The 16675-nt window shown below is 63.1% G+C and carries 15 protein-coding genes; 7 read left to right on the plus strand and 8 right to left on the minus strand.

The annotated features are described in order from the left end of the window. Nucleotides 1-39: 39 nt before the first annotated feature. Entirely contained in the window at nt 40-1329 is a 1290-nt protein-coding gene (locus tag ACB032_RS07750; RefSeq protein ID WP_011705514.1) for a serine dehydratase subunit alpha family protein, read from the minus strand. Nucleotides 1330-1351: 22 nt separating this feature from the next. After that, a complete protein-coding gene (locus ACB032_RS07755; protein WP_011705513.1) occupies nt 1352-1735 on the minus strand; it encodes a Rid family detoxifying hydrolase in 384 nt (127 codons plus the stop codon). Between the two features lie 248 nt (nt 1736-1983). Here ACB032_RS07755 and ACB032_RS07760 point away from each other — a divergent pair, with 248 nt between their 5' ends. From ACB032_RS07760 to ACB032_RS07770, 3 genes are all read left to right on the plus strand, one after another. Then, nucleotides 1984-3279, plus strand: coding sequence for an amino acid permease (locus ACB032_RS07760; RefSeq protein ID WP_041218311.1), 1296 nt, complete (start codon nt 1984-1986; stop codon nt 3277-3279). Between the two features lie 189 nt (nt 3280-3468). After that, complete coding sequence (locus ACB032_RS07765) at nt 3469-5475, plus strand: methyl-accepting chemotaxis protein (protein WP_060388991.1); 2007 nt, start codon at nt 3469-3471, stop codon at nt 5473-5475. A gap of 280 nt (nt 5476-5755) precedes the next feature. Beyond that, nucleotides 5756-6046, plus strand: coding sequence for a hypothetical protein (locus ACB032_RS07770; RefSeq protein ID WP_167297544.1), 291 nt, complete (start codon nt 5756-5758; stop codon nt 6044-6046). 65 nt (nt 6047-6111) lie between these two features. On the opposite strand, the gene ACB032_RS07775 is transcribed toward ACB032_RS07770, so the two are convergent. Beyond that, complete coding sequence (locus ACB032_RS07775) at nt 6112-6300, minus strand: hypothetical protein (protein ID WP_371137683.1); 189 nt, start codon at nt 6298-6300, stop codon at nt 6112-6114. 285 nt (nt 6301-6585) lie between these two features. Then, nucleotides 6586-8487 (minus strand): biosynthetic arginine decarboxylase, encoded by a 1902-nt coding sequence (gene speA / locus ACB032_RS07780; RefSeq protein WP_024943754.1) that lies wholly within the window; start codon nt 8485-8487, stop codon nt 6586-6588. Nucleotides 8488-8514: 27 nt separating this feature from the next. Between speA and ACB032_RS07785 the strand changes: the two genes are divergently transcribed. From ACB032_RS07785 to ACB032_RS07795, 3 genes are all read left to right on the plus strand, one after another. Then, on the plus strand, nt 8515-8772 hold the full coding sequence (locus ACB032_RS07785) for a hypothetical protein (RefSeq protein ID WP_024943755.1): 258 nt from the start codon (nt 8515-8517) through the stop codon (nt 8770-8772). Between the two features lie 782 nt (nt 8773-9554). Continuing rightward, complete coding sequence (gene pepT, locus ACB032_RS07790) at nt 9555-10778, plus strand: peptidase T (protein WP_371137684.1); 1224 nt, start codon at nt 9555-9557, stop codon at nt 10776-10778. A 142-nt stretch (nt 10779-10920) separates the two neighbouring features. After that, nucleotides 10921-12645, plus strand: coding sequence for a lysophospholipid acyltransferase family protein (locus ACB032_RS07795; protein ID WP_371137685.1), 1725 nt, complete (start codon nt 10921-10923; stop codon nt 12643-12645). 62 nt (nt 12646-12707) lie between these two features. On the opposite strand, the gene ACB032_RS07800 is transcribed toward ACB032_RS07795, so the two are convergent. From ACB032_RS07800 to ACB032_RS07815, 4 genes are all read right to left on the minus strand, one after another. After that, nucleotides 12708-13019 carry a SelT/SelW/SelH family protein gene (locus tag ACB032_RS07800; RefSeq protein ID WP_017781774.1) on the minus strand — a complete coding sequence of 104 codons (312 nt, stop codon included), beginning with the start codon at nt 13017-13019 and terminating at the stop codon, nt 12708-12710. 37 nt (nt 13020-13056) lie between these two features. After that, complete coding sequence (locus tag ACB032_RS07805; protein WP_016350268.1) at nt 13057-14178, minus strand: adenosylhomocysteinase; 1122 nt, start codon at nt 14176-14178, stop codon at nt 13057-13059. 186 nt (nt 14179-14364) lie between these two features. Beyond that, the gene (locus ACB032_RS07810) at nt 14365-15102 is read right to left on the minus strand and encodes a hypothetical protein (RefSeq protein WP_371137686.1); all 738 of its coding nucleotides are present in this window, start codon (nt 15100-15102) and stop codon (nt 14365-14367) included. After that, complete coding sequence (locus tag ACB032_RS07815) at nt 15102-15662, minus strand: YceI family protein (RefSeq protein ID WP_011705502.1); 561 nt, start codon at nt 15660-15662, stop codon at nt 15102-15104. Before ACB032_RS07815 ends, ACB032_RS07810 begins: the two co-directional genes overlap by 1 nt. Before the next feature lie 110 nt (nt 15663-15772). On the opposite strand from ACB032_RS07815, the gene ACB032_RS07820 reads away from it, so the two are divergent. After that, the gene (locus ACB032_RS07820) at nt 15773-16675 is read left to right on the plus strand and encodes a LysR family transcriptional regulator (RefSeq protein WP_011705501.1); all 903 of its coding nucleotides are present in this window, start codon (nt 15773-15775) and stop codon (nt 16673-16675) included.

The raw sequence follows: 16675 nt of genomic DNA on the forward strand, positions 1-16675 counted from the left end.
GCCGCCGACCCGGGCAAGGGTGGCAGCCGACAGGGACACTCAGGCGGACATGATATCAATAATGGTGCTGTCTGTGGCAGACATGCCGTCTTTGACCATCTGGCCCACGTTGCGAATGGTCTGCTCCACGTTGCCCGCCACGATCCCCTGCCCCGATACCCCGTGGCTGTTGAGCGCCATCAGGAAGCCGCGCACCGCCGCCCCGGAGGAGGTGCTCACCTTCATGGCGCAGGAGGCCTTGGCGCCGTCGCACACCATGCCGGCGCTGTCGCTCAGCACGTTCTGGATGGCGTGGCAGGATTGCTCGAAACTGCCGCCCGCCAGATAGACCATGGCCATGGCGGCGGCCGCGCTGGTGACCGTGTTGCCGCAAAAGGCCGACAGCGGCGGATAGTGGGACTTGATGTAGATGGCCCCCAGGTGGCTCATGATGAGGGCACGGGCCAGCTGCTCTTCGCTGGCACCGAAGCGCTCGGCGATGACCACCACCGGGATGGTGGCAGCGATGCCCTGGTTGCCGCTGCCAAAGTTGCTCATGGCCGGCAGGCTGGCGCCCCCCATGCGGGCATCGGAGGCCGCCGCAGTGCGCATCACGATGCGGTTCATCACGTCCTCGCCGATGAGGCCGGCCTGGATGTTCTGCTGCATGGTGCGGCCGATCTCGAGGCCATAAGGGTTGTTCATCCCCTCGTCGGAGAGTTTGCCGTTGAGCTCGGAAGCCTGCAGGATAAAGCGGATCTGCTCGAACTCCACCTGGGTGGCGAACTCATGAATGGCGGCGATGCTGATGTCGACCCCGTCGCAGATGGCGCCGGTGGCACCGCCCTGGCCCTGCTCGGCCGTGAAGGTCACTTCATCATTGCAGCGCTGCTCGACGATGCGGGTATGGCCGCCGCACAGGGTCACCTCGGCGCTGTGTTCGGTGCCCTCTGCATCAAGGCCCAGCAGCCGCACCCGGCAATAGATGAACTCGGGGGCCGAGGTGCGACTCACCTGCACCTGACCTGCATCGATCAACTCCTGCGCCTCTGCGACCTGGGCCGGCGTGATGGCGGCCAGCACCTCCAGCCCGGCCTCAGCGTTACCACCGATGGCGCCGGCGGCGGCGGCAATGGCCAGCCCAATCTTGCCGGTGCCCGGCACATAGACCCCCATGGAGTTCTTGTAGAGGTTGTCCGACACCACCACCTCCAGCCGGACGGGCTTGCAGCCCAGTTGCCGGGCGGCGACGGCGGCGGCATAAGCGGCGGCGATGGGCTCGGTACAACCCAGCGCCGGTTTGACAACCTGTTGAATAATCTGCAGATACTGCTGCCACGCTTGCTTCATCAGAACACCCTTTCTATCAACATTAACCAGCGATGTGAGCGATCGCTTCCACTTCTACCCTGACACCCATCGGCAGATCCTTCACCGCAAAGCAGCTGCGGGCCGGGCAATCTTTCAGGAAATAGCGTTTATAAACCTCGTTGAACGCGGCAAAATCACTGATCTCGGCGAGATAGCAGGTGGTCTTGAGCACGGTATCCAGGTTGCCGCCGGCGGCCTCCAAGACATGCTTGAGGTTCTCCAGCGCCTGACGGCTCTGGGCTTCGATGCCCCCTTCCACCACGCCACCCTGCTGTTTGCACACCGGCAGCTGGCCAGAGGTAAAGATGAGGTCGCCATAGGCAGTGCCATGGCTGTAGGGACCGATGGCATCGGGTGCGGCTTCTGCCACGATGATCTTTTTCATATTGCCACTCCTTAAAATGCAATTATTTTTGCAATCAATAGTCTCGTCTTGTTCAACATTATTTGCTTATTAGGCATTCTATTCAACTAAAACCTGCAAAAACAGCGATAAATTCGGTTGCAGGCGCAAATTGAAAGCGTAATCTGTCTCCCTCTTTAGGTAGAAGAGCGATAAAAAGCATTGTTTTGCCGCTTTTTATTCAACTATATTTGCGCCTGATTTTTACCCCTACAAAAATAAGGTATTTTATGGACGCGCACAGTACGACACTCACCCGGCCCGTGATGGGCACGCTGGAATGGAAAGAAGCGGTTCGTTTTGACAGCACCGACTGGGGCTGGGTCATCATGAGCATCGGCATGGCCATCGGGGCGGGGATCGTCTTCCTGCCGGTGCAGGTGGGACTGATGGGGCTGTGGGTGTTTCTGCTGTCGGCAGTGATCGGCTACCCGGCCATGTACATGTTCCAGCGCCTCTTCATCAATACCCTGGCCACCTCGCCCGAGTGCAAGGACTACCCCAGCGTCATCAGCGGCTACCTCGGCAAGAACTGGGGCGTGCTGCTTGGCGCCCTCTACTTCGTGATGCTGGTGATCTGGGTATTCGTCTACTCCACCGCCATCACCAATGACAGCGCCTCCTTCCTGCAAAGCTTCGGGGTCACCCAGCAACTGCTCTCCGAGAATCCCTTCTACGGGCTGGTGCTGATCTGCGCCCTGGTGGCGCTGGCCTCGCGCGGCGAAAACCTGCTGTTCAAGATCTCCACCTTCATGGTGCTGACCAAGATCAGCGTGGTGGCGGTGCTCGGCCTGATGATGGTGGGCAAGTGGGATGCCGCCAACATCACCGCCATGCCGGCCAGTGGTGACTGGCTGAAGGATGCCATCGTCATGCTCCCCTTCACCCTCACCTCCATTCTCTTCATCCAGAGCCTGAGCCCCATGGTGATCTCCTACCGCTCGCGGGAAAAATCCCTGGAAGTGGCCCGCTTCAAGGCGATGCGCGCCATGAACATCGCCTTTGGCATCCTGTTCGTGGTGGTGTTTTTCTACGCCGTCTCTTTCACCCTGGCCATGGGCCACGAGCAGGCGGTCAAGGCCTCCGAGGAGAACATCTCGGCGCTGGCCATGGTGGCTCAGGGCATGCCGGGCCAGACCCTCAAGCTGCTCAGCCTCACCCTCAACATCTTCGCGGTAATGACCGCCTACTTCGGCGTCTATCTGGGCTTTCGTGAAGCCTGCCAGGGGCTGGCGATGAACCTGCTGCGCCGGGTGATGCCGGAAGATCGCATCAACAAGGGGCTGGTGGGCAAGGGCATCATGCTGTTCACCGTGCTGCTCTCCTGGGGGGCCATCGTGCTCAACGCCCCGGTGCTGAGCTTCACCTCCATCTGCAGCCCCATCTTCGGCATGGTGGGGTGCCTCATCCCGGCCTATCTGGTCTATCAGGTGCCGGCGCTGCACAAGTACAAGGGGGTCTCCCTCTACATCATCATCGTCACCGGCCTGCTGCTCTGCGTCTCGCCCTTCCTGGCGTTCAACTGAGCCGCGACCTGCTCCCATCGGCAACGGGCCCCCCTGAGGGTGGCCCGTTTTTCTGACCCATTCAGCCCCCCTCGCCATGGGAAAAAGCCAAGGGGATCACAACTTCCACCCCGCCCCCAGCCGAGCCACCCGGCGAGGAGTAATATCCAGCCATCCCGCTACACGCCCCGTCGGGGCCCGAGGCTTCATATGAAATGGATATTCACGCCCGCCATCCGGCTCGGCAATCAGCTCTCCTTCAAGTACAAGTTTTTGCTCTGGTCCTGCCTGATGCTGCTGCCGCTGGCCTACAGCATGACCAACCTGCTGGGTCGACTGCAGGACGACAACGCCCAGGCCCGTAAGGAGCTGGCCGGCGTGGTCAAGCTGGCGCCGCTGCCCGCCATCGAGCAGGCCCTGCTGACCCATCGCAACTTGGTCACCCGGCACGGCTATGAACAGAACCCGGTCGGCGAGGAGGAGGTCAAGGCCGCGGCCCGGGCCGTCGATGCGAGCCTGGCTGCCTTCGCCGCCACCAAACAGCAAAACCCTGTGTTCGATACCCTCGCCCAGGAGTGGTCCAGCCTGCAAAACGAGGCGCTCGGGCTCGAGGTGGATCAGAGCAACCTGCGCCACGACAAGCTGCTGACCGAGGTACGCCACCTCTACAAGAGCACCACCGCCGCCAGCAGCCTGGTGCAGGATCCCGCGCTCGGCACCTACTACATGGTGGTGCTCGCCAGCGAGCGGCTGCCGCAGCTGCGCGATCTGCTGGCCCAGGTGCGGGATCGGGCCGCCACCATCGCCGACTTTGGCCTGTTTCAGGCCCAGGGCTACAGCGCCCTGCGCTTTCGCCTCGACCTCATCAACGCCACCCTGCAGGAGCTGGAGGCCGACCTGACCCTGCTCTATGAGATGGCCCCCGCCTATCGCAGCGAGCTGGGCCAGCAGACCGACGCCCTGCTTCAGCAAGCCCATCAGGGGGTCGACACCCTGGAAAACAAGATGATGAAGGACCAGCAGGTGCAGCTCTCCAGCAAGGAGGTGCTGGCGCTGGGGGATGGGCTGGATGCCGCCATCACGGCGCTGGCCGGTCAGGTGCGCCAGCGGCTGGAGGCGGATCTGCACCAGCGCATGACCGCCAACCAGCGCCACTTCTGGTGGGTGACCGGGCCGCTGACCGCCATCCTGCTGGTCTATCTCTACCTGATGATCGGCGCCTATCTCTCCTTGCGTGGCACCGTGGGCCGGGTGCGGGAGATCGCCGCCCGGGTCAACGCCCAGGATCTCAGCCAGCAGATCGAGATCGTCGGCCAGGATGAACTGGCCGCCATCAGCCGGGATTACAACGTGACCCTGCAGACCCTGCGCACCCTGATGCTGCGGGTGCGGGAGAACGGTGTCAGCGTGGTGGAGAGCGCCACCGAAATCGACGCGCGGACCTGCCGTTCCCAGGAGGTGATCGCCGATCAGCAAGGGGAGACCCATCAGGTGGCCACCGCCATCAAGGAGCTGGCCGCCACCTCCCACGACATGGCGGGCAACGCCCAGCAGGCCGCCCGCATGACCCAGGAGGCGCAGGCCGTGGTGGGCCAAGGCGAGGCGGTGGTCGAGCGTACCATCAAGGCCATCGACCACATCAACCGCGAGGTGCTGCGCACCGCCGAGACCATCGGCCAGCTGGAGCAGCAGTGCAGCCAGATTGGTGGCGTCATCGGGGTGATCCGCGGCATCGCCGAGCAGACCAACCTGCTGGCGCTCAACGCCGCCATCGAGGCGGCCCGCGCCGGCGAGCAGGGACGCGGCTTCGCGGTGGTGGCCGACGAGGTGCGCTCGCTGGCCAACCGCACCCAGGGGGCCACGGTCGAGATCCAGCAGATGATCGAGCAGTTGCAAACCGGCGCCCGTGCCTCGGTCAGCGCCATGTCCGCCGCCAGCCGCGAGGCGCAGGAGGGGGTTGGTCTGGCCCAGGAGGCCCAGCAGGCCTTTGGCGCCATCACCGAGCGGGTGGGCAGCATGGTCGACACCAACTCGGTGATCGCCAGCGCCATCGAGCAGCAAGGGGCCGTGGTCAACGAAATAGAGCGCAACGTGGTGCGCATCTCCGATGGCAGCGACGAGGCGCTGCAGGTGGCCAACGCCGCCCGCGACGCCGCCCGCCAGATCCACCAGCTCACCGAGCAGCTGCGTGCCATGGTGCAAAGCTTCGTACTCTGAGCCAGCGCCCGTCACCTACGCCAGCCCCTTGCCGGGGCTGGCTTTTTTTGCCAATCCAGACCGTCGGGCCGCATTGTTTTTCTTGGCGAAAAAAGTATCAACTGCCCATTGTGCGATGAGGATAAAGCGGGGTAATCTTCAGCCACAACAAGATTCGAACGTTACCTTTATTGCCTGCAACAGGCCCGGGGATCAGTTCGACGCCCGAGAAACAGTTCGACGAAAGTTCGGCGAGAGGAAGCTCGCATCACGACACAACCGTTCAGGCGAGGTATCGCAAATGGCGAAGTACCAGTTTTTCTCTATCCCGGCCTCCAACCGGCAGCAGTACACCTTTATCGACATGGCCTCCCCCACCTTCCTGCCCGAGAAAGCGGCGCTGCTGGCGCAGGGGTTCGAGGTGGAAGAGGATTTCATCGACGCGGCCAACCCGCGCGAGGCGGTGGAGAAGTATCGCTCCAACTTCCTCTACGTGGCCGATGAGATAGGCAAGTCGGACGCCGGTTACGCCGCGGCTATCGCCCTGCAAGAGCTCGGCAAGGGACTGCTGGGGCAGAAGCGGGGCAATTGAGCTGATAAATGAAGCGCGGCCATCGGCAAGCTGCCGATGGCCGCAGGCAATGCTGGCAATGTAGTTCAGCAGCGGGCGAGCTGGCGGAGCATCTCGATAAGCTCCTCCTCGCTGCTGGGCTCATAAGCCAGCTGCAGGCTCGGCGCGGCGCCTCCCATCAGCATGTAGACGTTGGTGCTGCAGTGGTCGTAGTGATACCACTTACCGTCGATACAAACGTCGGTGTAGCATCTCGGGTCCCTTTCAAGTTCCATACGCACATCCTTTTGTTACATCCCTTCAACATCACTCTGACCGTAAGATAACCCGGCCGCTGCAAACTTGATGCAGATCAAGGGAAGCGACGGCCGCCCCGGATATCTGCCGGATCTGCGGCCCATGGGGCCCAAAACCGACATCCGCCAGCCGTACCCAGCCCAAGACTCACTCCGCCAGCGCCCGCTGCGGCGGATCGTGCGCAACAAAAACGGCGCCCGCAGGCGCCGTTTTTTTATCTCCGCGCCACGTGGTCTCGCGGGGCGGATGAACAAGCCTCAGGCTTATTCGTCTTCCAGGTAGGCGTAGCCTTGCAGACCCAGCTCCAGCTCGTCGAGCAGGGCCTTGCGGGTCGCGTCGTCCAGCGCCGGGTGGGAGACGATGCGCTGGTAGTTCTCGCGGATGACGGACGGGTCGATGTTGACGTAACGCAGCAGCTGGTCGACGGTGTCGCCGCGCACCACGTTGCGAATGTCCATCTTGCCTTCGTCATCGAGCCACACTTCCGCGCAGTGGGTGTCACCGAACAAGTTGTGCAGATCTCCCAGGATCTCCTGGTAGGCACCGACCAGGAAGAAGCCGACGTGGCACTCTTCGTTCTCGCCGTAGACCGGCATCGGCAGGGTACTCTCGACCCCCAGACCGTCGACGTAGTGCTCGACCTGACCGTCGGAGTCACAGGTGATGTCCATCAGGATGCCGCGGCGAGTGAGCGGACGCTCGAGGCCGGCCAGCGGCATCACCGGGAACACCTGACCGATACCCCAGGCATCCGGCAGGGACTGGAACAGGGAGAAGTTGGCAAAGCACTTGTCAGCCAGTTTCTCGGAGAGCTCGTCAGCCAGCGCACGGTGGTTGCGGTTGACCGGGTTGAGCAACTCTTTGAGCGCCAGACAGGTGTTCTGGTGCAACATCTCGGCCCAGGCGCGTTGCTCCAGGTTGAGCAAGCCCATGGTGTACTGGGTGTTGACGTCGCCCAGGTCAGCCACCGAGTCGTGGAAGATCTCCAGCAGGGAGGGATCTTCGCTGCGCAGGTCCAGCCAGCCTTTCCACATGTTCTGCAGAATGGTGGGCGCATCGTCGTCCGGTGCGCTGATGTCGTTCATCTCCACCCCTTCGGCACCAATGATGTTGGTAACCAGCACGGCGTGGTGAGCGGTCAGGGCACGGCCGGACTCGCTGATGATGGTCGGGTGCGGCAGGTCGAACTCGCGGCAAACATCGCCGATGCCCCACACCACGTTGTTGGCGTACTCGGAGAGGCTGTAGTTGGCGGAGCAGTGGCTCTGGGAACGGGTTCCCTCGTAGTCCACCCCCAGGCCGCCACCCACGTCAACCACTTCGATGTTGGCACCGAGGCGACGCAGTTCGGCGTAGAAACGGCCGCACTCGCGGATGCCGCCCTGGATGTCGCGGATGTTGGCGATCTGGGAACCCAGGTGGAAATGCAGCAGTTGCAGGCAGTCCAGCTTGCCCAGCCCGCGCAGACGCTCGATCAGCGCCAGGATCTGGGAGGCGGACAGACCGAATTTGGACATGGAGCCGCCGCTCGATTCCCACATGCCGGAGCCGGTGGAAGCGAGCTTGGCACGCACCCCGATGTTGGGCTTGATGTTGAGACGAGCTGACTCGTCCAGCACCATTTCCAGCTCGGAGGGCTTCTCCACCACGATGTAGACCTTGTGGCCCATCAGGTTGCCCAAGAGGGCGTGGCGGATATATTCGCGGTCTTTGTAACCGTTGCAGACGATCACCGAGCCTTGCTCATGGTGATGGGACAGCACGGCCAGCAGTTCCGGTTTGGAACCAGCTTCCAGGCCAAGCCGGGGCTTGTCGCTGTAGGACTGGCTGATGGTCTCGATGACGCGACGCTGCTGGTTTACCTTGATCGGGTAAACGCACAGGTAGTCCCCTTCATAGCCTGACTTCTCGATGGCCTGACCGAAGGCGTTGAACAGCGCATCGACCCGACTCTTGAGGATGTCGGGGAAACGCAGCAGTACCGGAGTGGTCAGCCCGGATTGACGCAACTGTTCGATGGCGTCGGAGAGCACGATCTGTGCATCAGGGCGTGATTTGTCGGGAGCGACGGTCACATGACCGGCGTCATTGATGTTGAAAAAACCCGCACCCCAGTAGGGAACGTTGTAGACCTTCAAGGAGTCCTTGCTGGACCAGTTAGTCATGGGCTATGCCTCGCAAATGAGCGGCCGGTGGCCGCCTTCGTTACCCTCAATCACATCCAGACCATCGATGACAAGGTGCGGCGCGCCGAGGCGGCCTGCCGGCTCGGGAAGGGCGACTCCTGCAACCTGCGCGCACTACGCGGCGGCTTGACCCGGGCCCTTCCGTCACATCCCTTGCACATCGCGGCAAGCCTAGGCTGCCTGGTGGATCTTGGGGAAGTAACGAGTCTTGATGTGGGGCTGGTGGCTTTACATCAAGCTCAACGGTATGCGGTGCTGCGCTAACAGCGCCGCGGTACTTTGATGACGGACAGCATCAGCCACGCGATCCGTTCATCATTCGGCAGCCATCACGACAGCAAGGGAAGGTTTCAAGGAAGAGAAGCGAAGGCGTCAGCACGCATGCGTGTTGATAGACGACAACAACCACAGCCCGCTCAGCACCAGTGACCGCCCATGACAAGGGAAGATGATGAGCCGTTGGCTCACTCGGTCAGCTGGACATTGAGTGTCCGTTGTTCTCCCTGATACCGGAGCCTAACCGGTATTAAAGAAACCATACCCTAGCAGTGTCTGTCGTTGCTGCGTGCCTCGCCCTATAGGCGTCTGATCTTCCGGGAGTCTGGTGGCCTCTGCCTGCTCAGGGTTACCCTTGGATCGGCGCGGAGTGTACACACTTACCGCCAGCGGTGACAATAAAAAATAGTGTTCAAAAACTGCTTTTAATAAGGCGATCAAATCTTGCTGCCAGCAGGCCTGGCATGCGGGAGAAGAAGTCCGTCCACCCCCTCTTTTCCACCCTGAAAATAACGCCGGTTTGCGCCATCCGTTGTCGCCCCCGACACCCTCAGTGCTGAGCGCCTGCCTGGCCACATCACAAGCCGCTTAAAAATGTCAGTAATTAGATATTTTATGCTGCGCTTGATATCAACAACCACAGCCTGAACCACCTTACACGTTTACAGCCAGATCTTCGCCAAAAAATGCGGCAAAAACTGCGCTGACGCAAAAAGCCGCGCCGCCAGATTGGCCACAATGGCCCCTCCCCACCGGTACGAGGCTTGCCAATGGATACCTTGCTTGAGCGTTTTCTGCGTTACGTGACTTTTCATACCCGCTCCGATGCGACCAATCCCGCCTGTCCCAGCAGCGAGGGGCAGCTCGTCTTCGCCCGCGCCCTGTGCGACGAGATGCAGCAGATGGGGCTGAGCCGGGTCACCCTGGACCAATACGGCTACCTCACCGCCTGCCTGCCGGGCAACCAGCCGGACGCGCCGGCCATCGGCCTCATCGCCCACATGGATACCGCCGACTACGAGGCGGCGCACGTGGTGCCCCAGATCATCGAAAACTATCAGGGCGGCGACATCTGTCTGGGCAAGGGCGACGAGGTGCTGGCCATTCGCGACTACCGCTTCCTGAAAAACTACCTGGGACAGGATCTCATCACCACCGACGGCAGCACCCTGCTGGGGGCCGACGACAAGGCGGGCATCGCCGAGATCCTCACCGCCATCGACCACCTGCTGGCACACCCCGAGATCCCCCGTGGCGATGTCTGGGTCGGTTTTACCCCGGACGAGGAGATAGGCCGCGGCGCCGACCGCTTCCCGCTGGACCGCTTCCCGGCCAAATGGGCCTATACGGTAGACGGCGGCGAGCTGGGCGAGCTCGAATACGAGAACTTCAACGCCGCCGGCGCCACCGTGCGCTTTATCGGCAACAACATGCACCCCGGCACCGCCAAGGGCAGCATGATCAACAGCCAGACCCTGGCCGCCCGCTTCCACGCCGCCATGCCTGCCGAGCAGACCCCGGAGGCGACCGACGGCTATCAGGGCTTCTTCCACCTGGCCCAGATGAACGGCACAGTGGAAGAGACCAGCCTGCACTACATCATCCGCGACTTCGACGACGAGGGCTTCGCCGCCCGCAAGGCCCAGCTCAAGGAGCGGGTCGCCTCGCTGCAGCTGGAGGCCCCCAGGGCGCGCATCGAGCTCACCCTGACCGACAGCTATCGCAACATGCGCAGCCAGATCGAGCCGCACATGCACATCGTCGAGCTGGCCAAGGCCGCCATGCAGGCCGCCGACGTCACCCCGAGGATCAAACCCATTCGCGGCGGTACCGACGGCGCACGGCTCTCCTTTATGGGGCTGCCCTGCCCCAACCTGTTTACCGGCGGCCACAACTTCCACGGCAAGCACGAGTTCATCCCGCTGCAATCCATGGAAAAAGCGGTCACCACCTTGGTGGAGCTGGTGCGCCTGACTTCGGCCTGGCGCGGCTAAACCGGCCATCGTCACCGCCATGACCACAAGAGGGGAGCCGGTTAACCGGCTCCCCTCTTTGCCATCAAACTGTCATCCCGCTGCCATGGGGCGGGAACAGAAGGGCGTCACACTAGGACAACGACTCATCGGAGCCCAGCCCATGTTCAGTGTCGATGCCCTGCTACAACAACACCTGCCCCGCCTCTCGGCCCACGGCCTGCTGCGCCCCCTGCTCCGGCAAGGGCTGCGCTGGCTGCTGCACGAGCAGGCGTTTCAACGCTTCGCCACGAGTCATCCCCACCTGCGCGGACTCGACTTCGTCGAGCAGGCGCTGACCGAGCTCGACTTCGACTACCGGGTGAGCGAGGCCCAGCTCGAGCACATTCCGGCCAGCGGCCGGGTCATCATCGTCGCCAACCACCCCATCGGCTCCCTCGACGGGCTGGCCCTGCTGCGCCTGCTCGGCCGCATCCGGCCGGACGTCAAGATAGTGGCCAATCAGCTGCTGGCCCAGCTGACGCCGCTGCGCCCCCTGCTGCTGCCGGTGGACAACCTGAGCGGCAAGACCGACCGGCGCGCCATCCTGGCGATGGGGGAACACCTGGCGAGCGAAGGGGCGCTGGTGATCTTTCCCGCCGGCGAGGTGTCGCGCCTCAGCCCCAAGGGGGTCAAGGACGGCCCCTGGCAGGCGGGCTTCATCAAGCTGGCCCAGCGCACCCGTACCCCGCTGGTGCCCATCCATCTGGACGGGAGCAATGGTCTCTCCTTCTATCTCGCCGCCTGGCTCCACAACGACTGGGCGGGGCTGTTGCTGGTCAAGCAGCTGTTTCGCCAGCAAGGGAAACGCATCGGCGTCACCATCGGTGCCCGCATTCCGGCCAGCGGGGTGCAGGAGCTGCCCGCCAAGAGCGCGGCCCGGCTGGTGCGCAACCACCTCTACCGAGTCGGGCGCGGCAAGCGGGGTTTGCTGGCCACCGAGGCCCCCATCGCCCTGCCGGAGGAGCGCCGTCAGCTCAAACAGGCCATCGACGCCTGCGAGGCGCTCGGCCACACCCCGGACGGCCAGGGGATCTACCTCTACCGGCGCCACGAGCTGAGCCACTCGGTGATCCTGCGCGAACTGGGACGCCTGCGGGAAATCGCCTTTCGGGCGGTGGGGGAAGGCTCCGGCAGGCGGCGGGATCTCGACGCCTTCGACGATGACTACCACCACCTGCTTCTCTGGGATCCGGCCCGGCTCGAGATCATCGGCGCCTACCGTTTCGCGCCGGTGGCCGAACTGCTGGCCAGCAAGGGGCTAGGCGGCCTCTACAGCCACACCCTGTTCGGCTTTGAAGAGAAATTGCTGCCCAGGCTGGAACTTGCCATCGAGCTTGGCCGCAGCTTCATCCAGCCCGCCTATTGGGGCAAGCGGGGGCTCGATTACCTCTGGTTCGGCATCGGCGCCTACCTGGCGCGCTATCCCCGCTATCGCTACCTGTTCGGGCCGGTGTCGCTCTCCGGCAGCCTGCCGGCGGCGGCCAAGGATCTGCTGGTGAGCTTCTATCGCCAGCACTTTTCCCCCGAGCTCGCGCTCGCCCCGTCGCGCCGCCCCTACCCCGCCACGCCGCCGCTGTTTACCGGGCTGGATTACGGCGCCGATCTGCGGGAGCTCAAGGCCCGTCTCGACAACCTGGGCTGCGCCATCCCTACCCTCTACAAGCAGTACTCCGAGCTGTGCGAGCCGGGCGGCGTGCAGTTCATGGATTTTGGCATAGACCCCGACTTCAACCACTGCATCGACGGCCTGGTGTGGGTGGATGTTAGCCGCCTCAAACCCCACAAGCGGGCCCGCTATATCGGCCTTCCCGCCGAAGATGAGCCAGGCACAGCTGCCGACCGTTGACCGAATGCCACAACGAGAGAGGGAGGCCTGTGCCTCCCTCTCTCTGTCATTGATGCTGTGGCCTACTCGGCAGCCGGCTTGCGATCGGCGTGGCCCAGGTCGCGCTCGGGGGCGATGACATCGCGTACCCGCTGCTTGATCTCCTTGGCCTCGGGGAAGCCCTCATCGGCCACCCGATCCCACACCAGCACCCCGTCCACCAGGATGCGAAACTCCCCCTTGCTGGCCGGCACCAGCGCTACCTCGCCCAGATCGCTGTCGAAGGTGGAGAGCAGCTCCTGGGCCAGCCAGGCGGCGCGCAGCATCCAGCGACAGAGGGTGCAGTAGCGGATCTCGATGCGGGGTTTGGGGGTGGGCAGCGTCGTGTCGCTCATGTGGTCACTCCATCAATGGCGGCTAAGAAAAAGGCACTCACTGGGCGACCCCGTGGAAGTCGGCCAGCCAGTGGCGGGCAATGGTGCGCATGGTCGACTGCGGCAGGTCGAACAAACCGGGGGCCAGCGGCTGCAGCGCCAGCTGACGCACCCCTTCGATGATCTCCGCCAGCACCAGATAGACGTATTCGCCGATAACGGCGCCATGGACGAAGTTGACCGCCTCGCCCCGGTTGAGCAGGAAGATGGTGCTGCCGTCGGGGCGGGTCAGTGCCAGCACGTGGGGGCACACCTCCTCGCTCGGCCAGGGCAGCTGGGCAAGGCAGAACGCAAACTCGTCGTCCGCCGAGGTGACCGAGGCAACCATGGTGCCGGGGCGCAGCTGCTGCAGATCCGCCAAGTCCAGCGCGCCATTGCCGGTGGAGCAGATCACCAGCTCGGCCCGACCGAGGGCTTCGGCCTTGCCCACCAGCTTGAAACCGTGGGAGAGCGCCTCCACCTGGCGCAGCACGTCGGTCTCCACCAGCTCCAGGTGCAGATTGCGGCATCTGAGCTCGCGGGCGATGCTGCGGCCCACCTTGCCGTAGCCGAACAGGGCGGCCTGGCAGACATTGAAAGTACGGTTGAGGGTGCGGGCCAGGGATTCGGCGGAGTAGACCACGCTCAAGCCAATCTGGATATCCTCGGCCTGCTTGAGCGGGCTGCGCGCCACCGAAATGACCGGGGTGGCCAGCACCTCCTGCTCGTAGCGCTGATGGCCGTTTTCGGTCATCTCCACCACCCCGAGAAAACGGGGGCCAAAGTACTCGCTGAGGGTGACCTGGGTCCTGGCGAAATAGCCCCCGATATCGAGGATAATCAACCGCTCATGGGGCGCTACCAGCGGGGCTATGTGCTCGATCACTCCCTGCGGGGTGTTGGTCCACTGGCGATTGAGGGGCAGTACCGGATAGTGTTGCTGGGCCCAGGTCAGGGTCGGTCCATGCACTGACTTGGGTTTGGGCAGGATGGCGCCGATCCGCCCGATCTGATCGAGGGCCTGGATAAACTGGGGGCGATCGGGAAGCAGATGGGTAACCAGCAGAATGCAGAGCCCGTCGAGACGTCCCTGCTCGGTGAAATGGCGAAAAAACAGATGCTCAGATCCTTGACTGCGCAACTGTGGCCTCCTTAGCGCGCCGCAAACAAGCAGGCAAACAGAACCCGGTCAGACCGGGTTCTGTGTGTGTCCAGATAATTGAAAAACCTTTTTATCTGAAAGCACTATGGGGCTCAATCTTTATCTGTGCAGACTATGACGAAGTCGGCAACTTTTGGGTTAATTGTCTGTTTTTTATGCTAAAAATCAGTACAACGAGGCTTCCGGCCACACCTTCCAGAGGCTGAGTCCGGCTCCTGCGCCCGCCAGCAGGATCAACATGGCCCAGCGCTGGATCCAGGGCTTGCTGCGCAAGGTCCACTCCAGCAGCGGCAGCAGCCAAACCGGCAGCAGCACCAGCAGCGGCACTTCCACGTATTGCCAGGCGAGCATCTGCACAAAGGCCAGCGCCAACCCGAGCGCAGCGGGCGCCACCTGGCTGCCGGCAAAGGCCCCTAGCAGAGCACGGGAACCGGCGAAAGCCGCCAGCGCGCCGGCCAGCTGGGCAATCAGCAGGCTGCCGTCGATACCGATCACCAGCGCCAGCCAGATGAAGCCGAGGGCAAAGCCGAGCCCCTCGCAGCTGTCACCGCGCAGCCCGGTCCATCCCAGCCAGGCGATGGCAGGCAGCAACGCCAGCCAGATGGCAGGCTCGCTCGCCAGCACCGAGGCCAGCCCCTGCCACCACACCAGCGCCCCCAGAGCGGCAAACAGCGCAAGCGCGGCCCGCTGGTCGGCCAGCTGCGCCGCCAGGGCGGGCACCAGCAGAGTCAGCGGCAGCCACTGCCACGCCTTCACCGGCAGCCCGTAGGCACCGCCCAGCAGACAGCCCACCAACCAGAGCGCCAGGGCGCCCCACAGATACCCCAGCCGCGGCCAGCGCCACGACAGCAAAGCGGCTCCCAAAGGAGCCGCCAGGGTTTGCAGCAGGAGTGCCGCGCCCATTACTTGCGCACGCCTTCGACGAACAGATTGATGCTCATCTCGTCGGGGATGTTCGGCACCATGTAGTTCACGCCAAAGTCGCTGCGCTTGATGGTGGTGGTGGCGTTGAAGCCGCTGCGGTAGCCACCCCAGGGATCCTTGCCTTCACCGATGTGGACCAGATCGAAGGCCACTTCCTTGGACACGCCGTGCAGGGTCAGGGTGCCTTTCAGTACGCCTTTATCCTTGGTGCCCTCATAGCCGGAGCTGACGAAGGTCATCTTGGGGAACTGCTTCACGTCGAGGAAATCGGGGCTGCGCAGATGCTTGTCGCGCGGCTCGTGGTTGGAGTCCACGCTGGCGGCATCGATCTCGAAGCTCGCCTTGGCCGCCGCCGGGTTGGCGTCGTCCATGCTGAAGGTGCCGCTGAAGGTATTGAAACGGCCCACCAGTTCGGAGAAGCCGAGGTGACCCACCTTGAACTGCACCGTGGTGTGCGCCGCATCGACGTCGTAATCGGCTGCCATCAGGGGAGCCGCCATAAACAGGCAGGAGGCCAGCAGGGCCTTGGTCATTTTCATCCGTTCGTTCCTTCATATTGGGGGTTCACAACAACAGCCAAGATGCTAACCTCCATATCGGAATAGATAATCGGCGATTTATTAAAATAATTATCAACTGAGAGTGAAAGATGGACCAGATAGCCGCCATGCGCACCTTCATCAAGGTGGTGGAGTGTCAAAGTTTTACCAAGGCCGCCAACCAGCTCGGCATCTCGGTCGCCATGACCTCCAAGCTGATGCAGCAGTTGGAGGAGTCGCTCTCCACCCGGCTGCTGTCGCGCACCACCCGCCAGGTCAACCCCACCGAGGCTGGCCAGTTCTACTACCAGCGCTCCCAGGCGCTGCTGGCGGAACTCGAAGAGACCCACAGCCAGCTGACCCGCAACAACCAGCAACCCCAGGGCACCCTCAAGCTGTCGGTGCCGATGGATTTCGGCTACCTGCACCTCTCCCCCGCCCTGCCGCTGTTTCGCGAACGCTACCCGGATCTGAAGCTGGAGATCGAGTACAGCGATCGACGAGTGGCGCTGGTGGAAGAGGGGTTCGATCTGGCGCTGCGCATCGGCAACCTGCCGGACTCCTCCCTGGTGGCCAAGCCGCTGGCCATGATGCGGCTGGAAGTGTGCGCCAGCCCGGCCTATCTGGCCCGCCGGGGCACGCCAAACACCCCGGAGGATCTCAAGCAGCACGACTGCCTGCTCTACACCCTGACCCAGCCGGACTGGGTGTTCAAACGGGATGGCGAGCAGCTGAGCGTGCGCCCGCAGGGGCCGCTGCGGGCCAACAACGGGGTGGCCCTGACCCGGGCGGCCTGCGACCATCAGGGCATCATACTGCAGCCCACCTTCATCGTCGGCGATGCGTTGCGCTCCGGCGCCCTGGTGTCACTGCTGCCGGAGTGGGAGAAGGGGCAGGTGGGGCTCTATGCCCTCTATCCGCACCGCCGTTTCGTCTCAGCCAAGGTGCGCTGTTTCATCGAATTCGTGCAGGAGCGCTATCTCGCCCCCCACTACTGGGATCGCAAGGCTTAA

The organism is Aeromonas sp. S5(2024) (assembly GCF_041403025.1).
Classification (GTDB): domain Bacteria; phylum Pseudomonadota; class Gammaproteobacteria; order Enterobacterales; family Aeromonadaceae; genus Aeromonas; species Aeromonas hydrophila.

Coding starts and splice junctions, on each gene's coding strand:
- ACB032_RS07750 (WP_011705514.1), bottom strand. CDS start 1,329: ATGAAGCAAGCGTGGCAGCAGTATCTGCAGATTATTCAACAGGTTGTC.
- ACB032_RS07755 (WP_011705513.1), bottom strand. CDS start 1,735: ATGAAAAAGATCATCGTGGCAGAAGCCGCACCCGATGCCATCGGTCCC.
- ACB032_RS07760 (WP_041218311.1), top strand. CDS start 1,984: ATGGACGCGCACAGTACGACACTCACCCGGCCCGTGATGGGCACGCTG.
- ACB032_RS07765 (WP_060388991.1), top strand. CDS start 3,469: ATGAAATGGATATTCACGCCCGCCATCCGGCTCGGCAATCAGCTCTCC.
- ACB032_RS07770 (WP_167297544.1), top strand. CDS start 5,756: ATGGCGAAGTACCAGTTTTTCTCTATCCCGGCCTCCAACCGGCAGCAG.
- ACB032_RS07775 (WP_371137683.1), bottom strand. CDS start 6,300: ATGGAACTTGAAAGGGACCCGAGATGCTACACCGACGTTTGTATCGAC.
- speA (WP_024943754.1), bottom strand. CDS start 8,487: ATGACTAACTGGTCCAGCAAGGACTCCTTGAAGGTCTACAACGTTCCC.
- pepT (WP_371137684.1), top strand. CDS start 9,555: ATGGATACCTTGCTTGAGCGTTTTCTGCGTTACGTGACTTTTCATACC.
- ACB032_RS07795 (WP_371137685.1), top strand. CDS start 10,921: ATGTTCAGTGTCGATGCCCTGCTACAACAACACCTGCCCCGCCTCTCG.
- ACB032_RS07800 (WP_017781774.1), bottom strand. CDS start 13,019: ATGAGCGACACGACGCTGCCCACCCCCAAACCCCGCATCGAGATCCGC.
- ACB032_RS07810 (WP_371137686.1), bottom strand. CDS start 15,102: ATGGGCGCGGCACTCCTGCTGCAAACCCTGGCGGCTCCTTTGGGAGCC.
- ACB032_RS07815 (WP_011705502.1), bottom strand. CDS start 15,662: ATGAAAATGACCAAGGCCCTGCTGGCCTCCTGCCTGTTTATGGCGGCT.
- ACB032_RS07820 (WP_011705501.1), top strand. CDS start 15,773: ATGGACCAGATAGCCGCCATGCGCACCTTCATCAAGGTGGTGGAGTGT.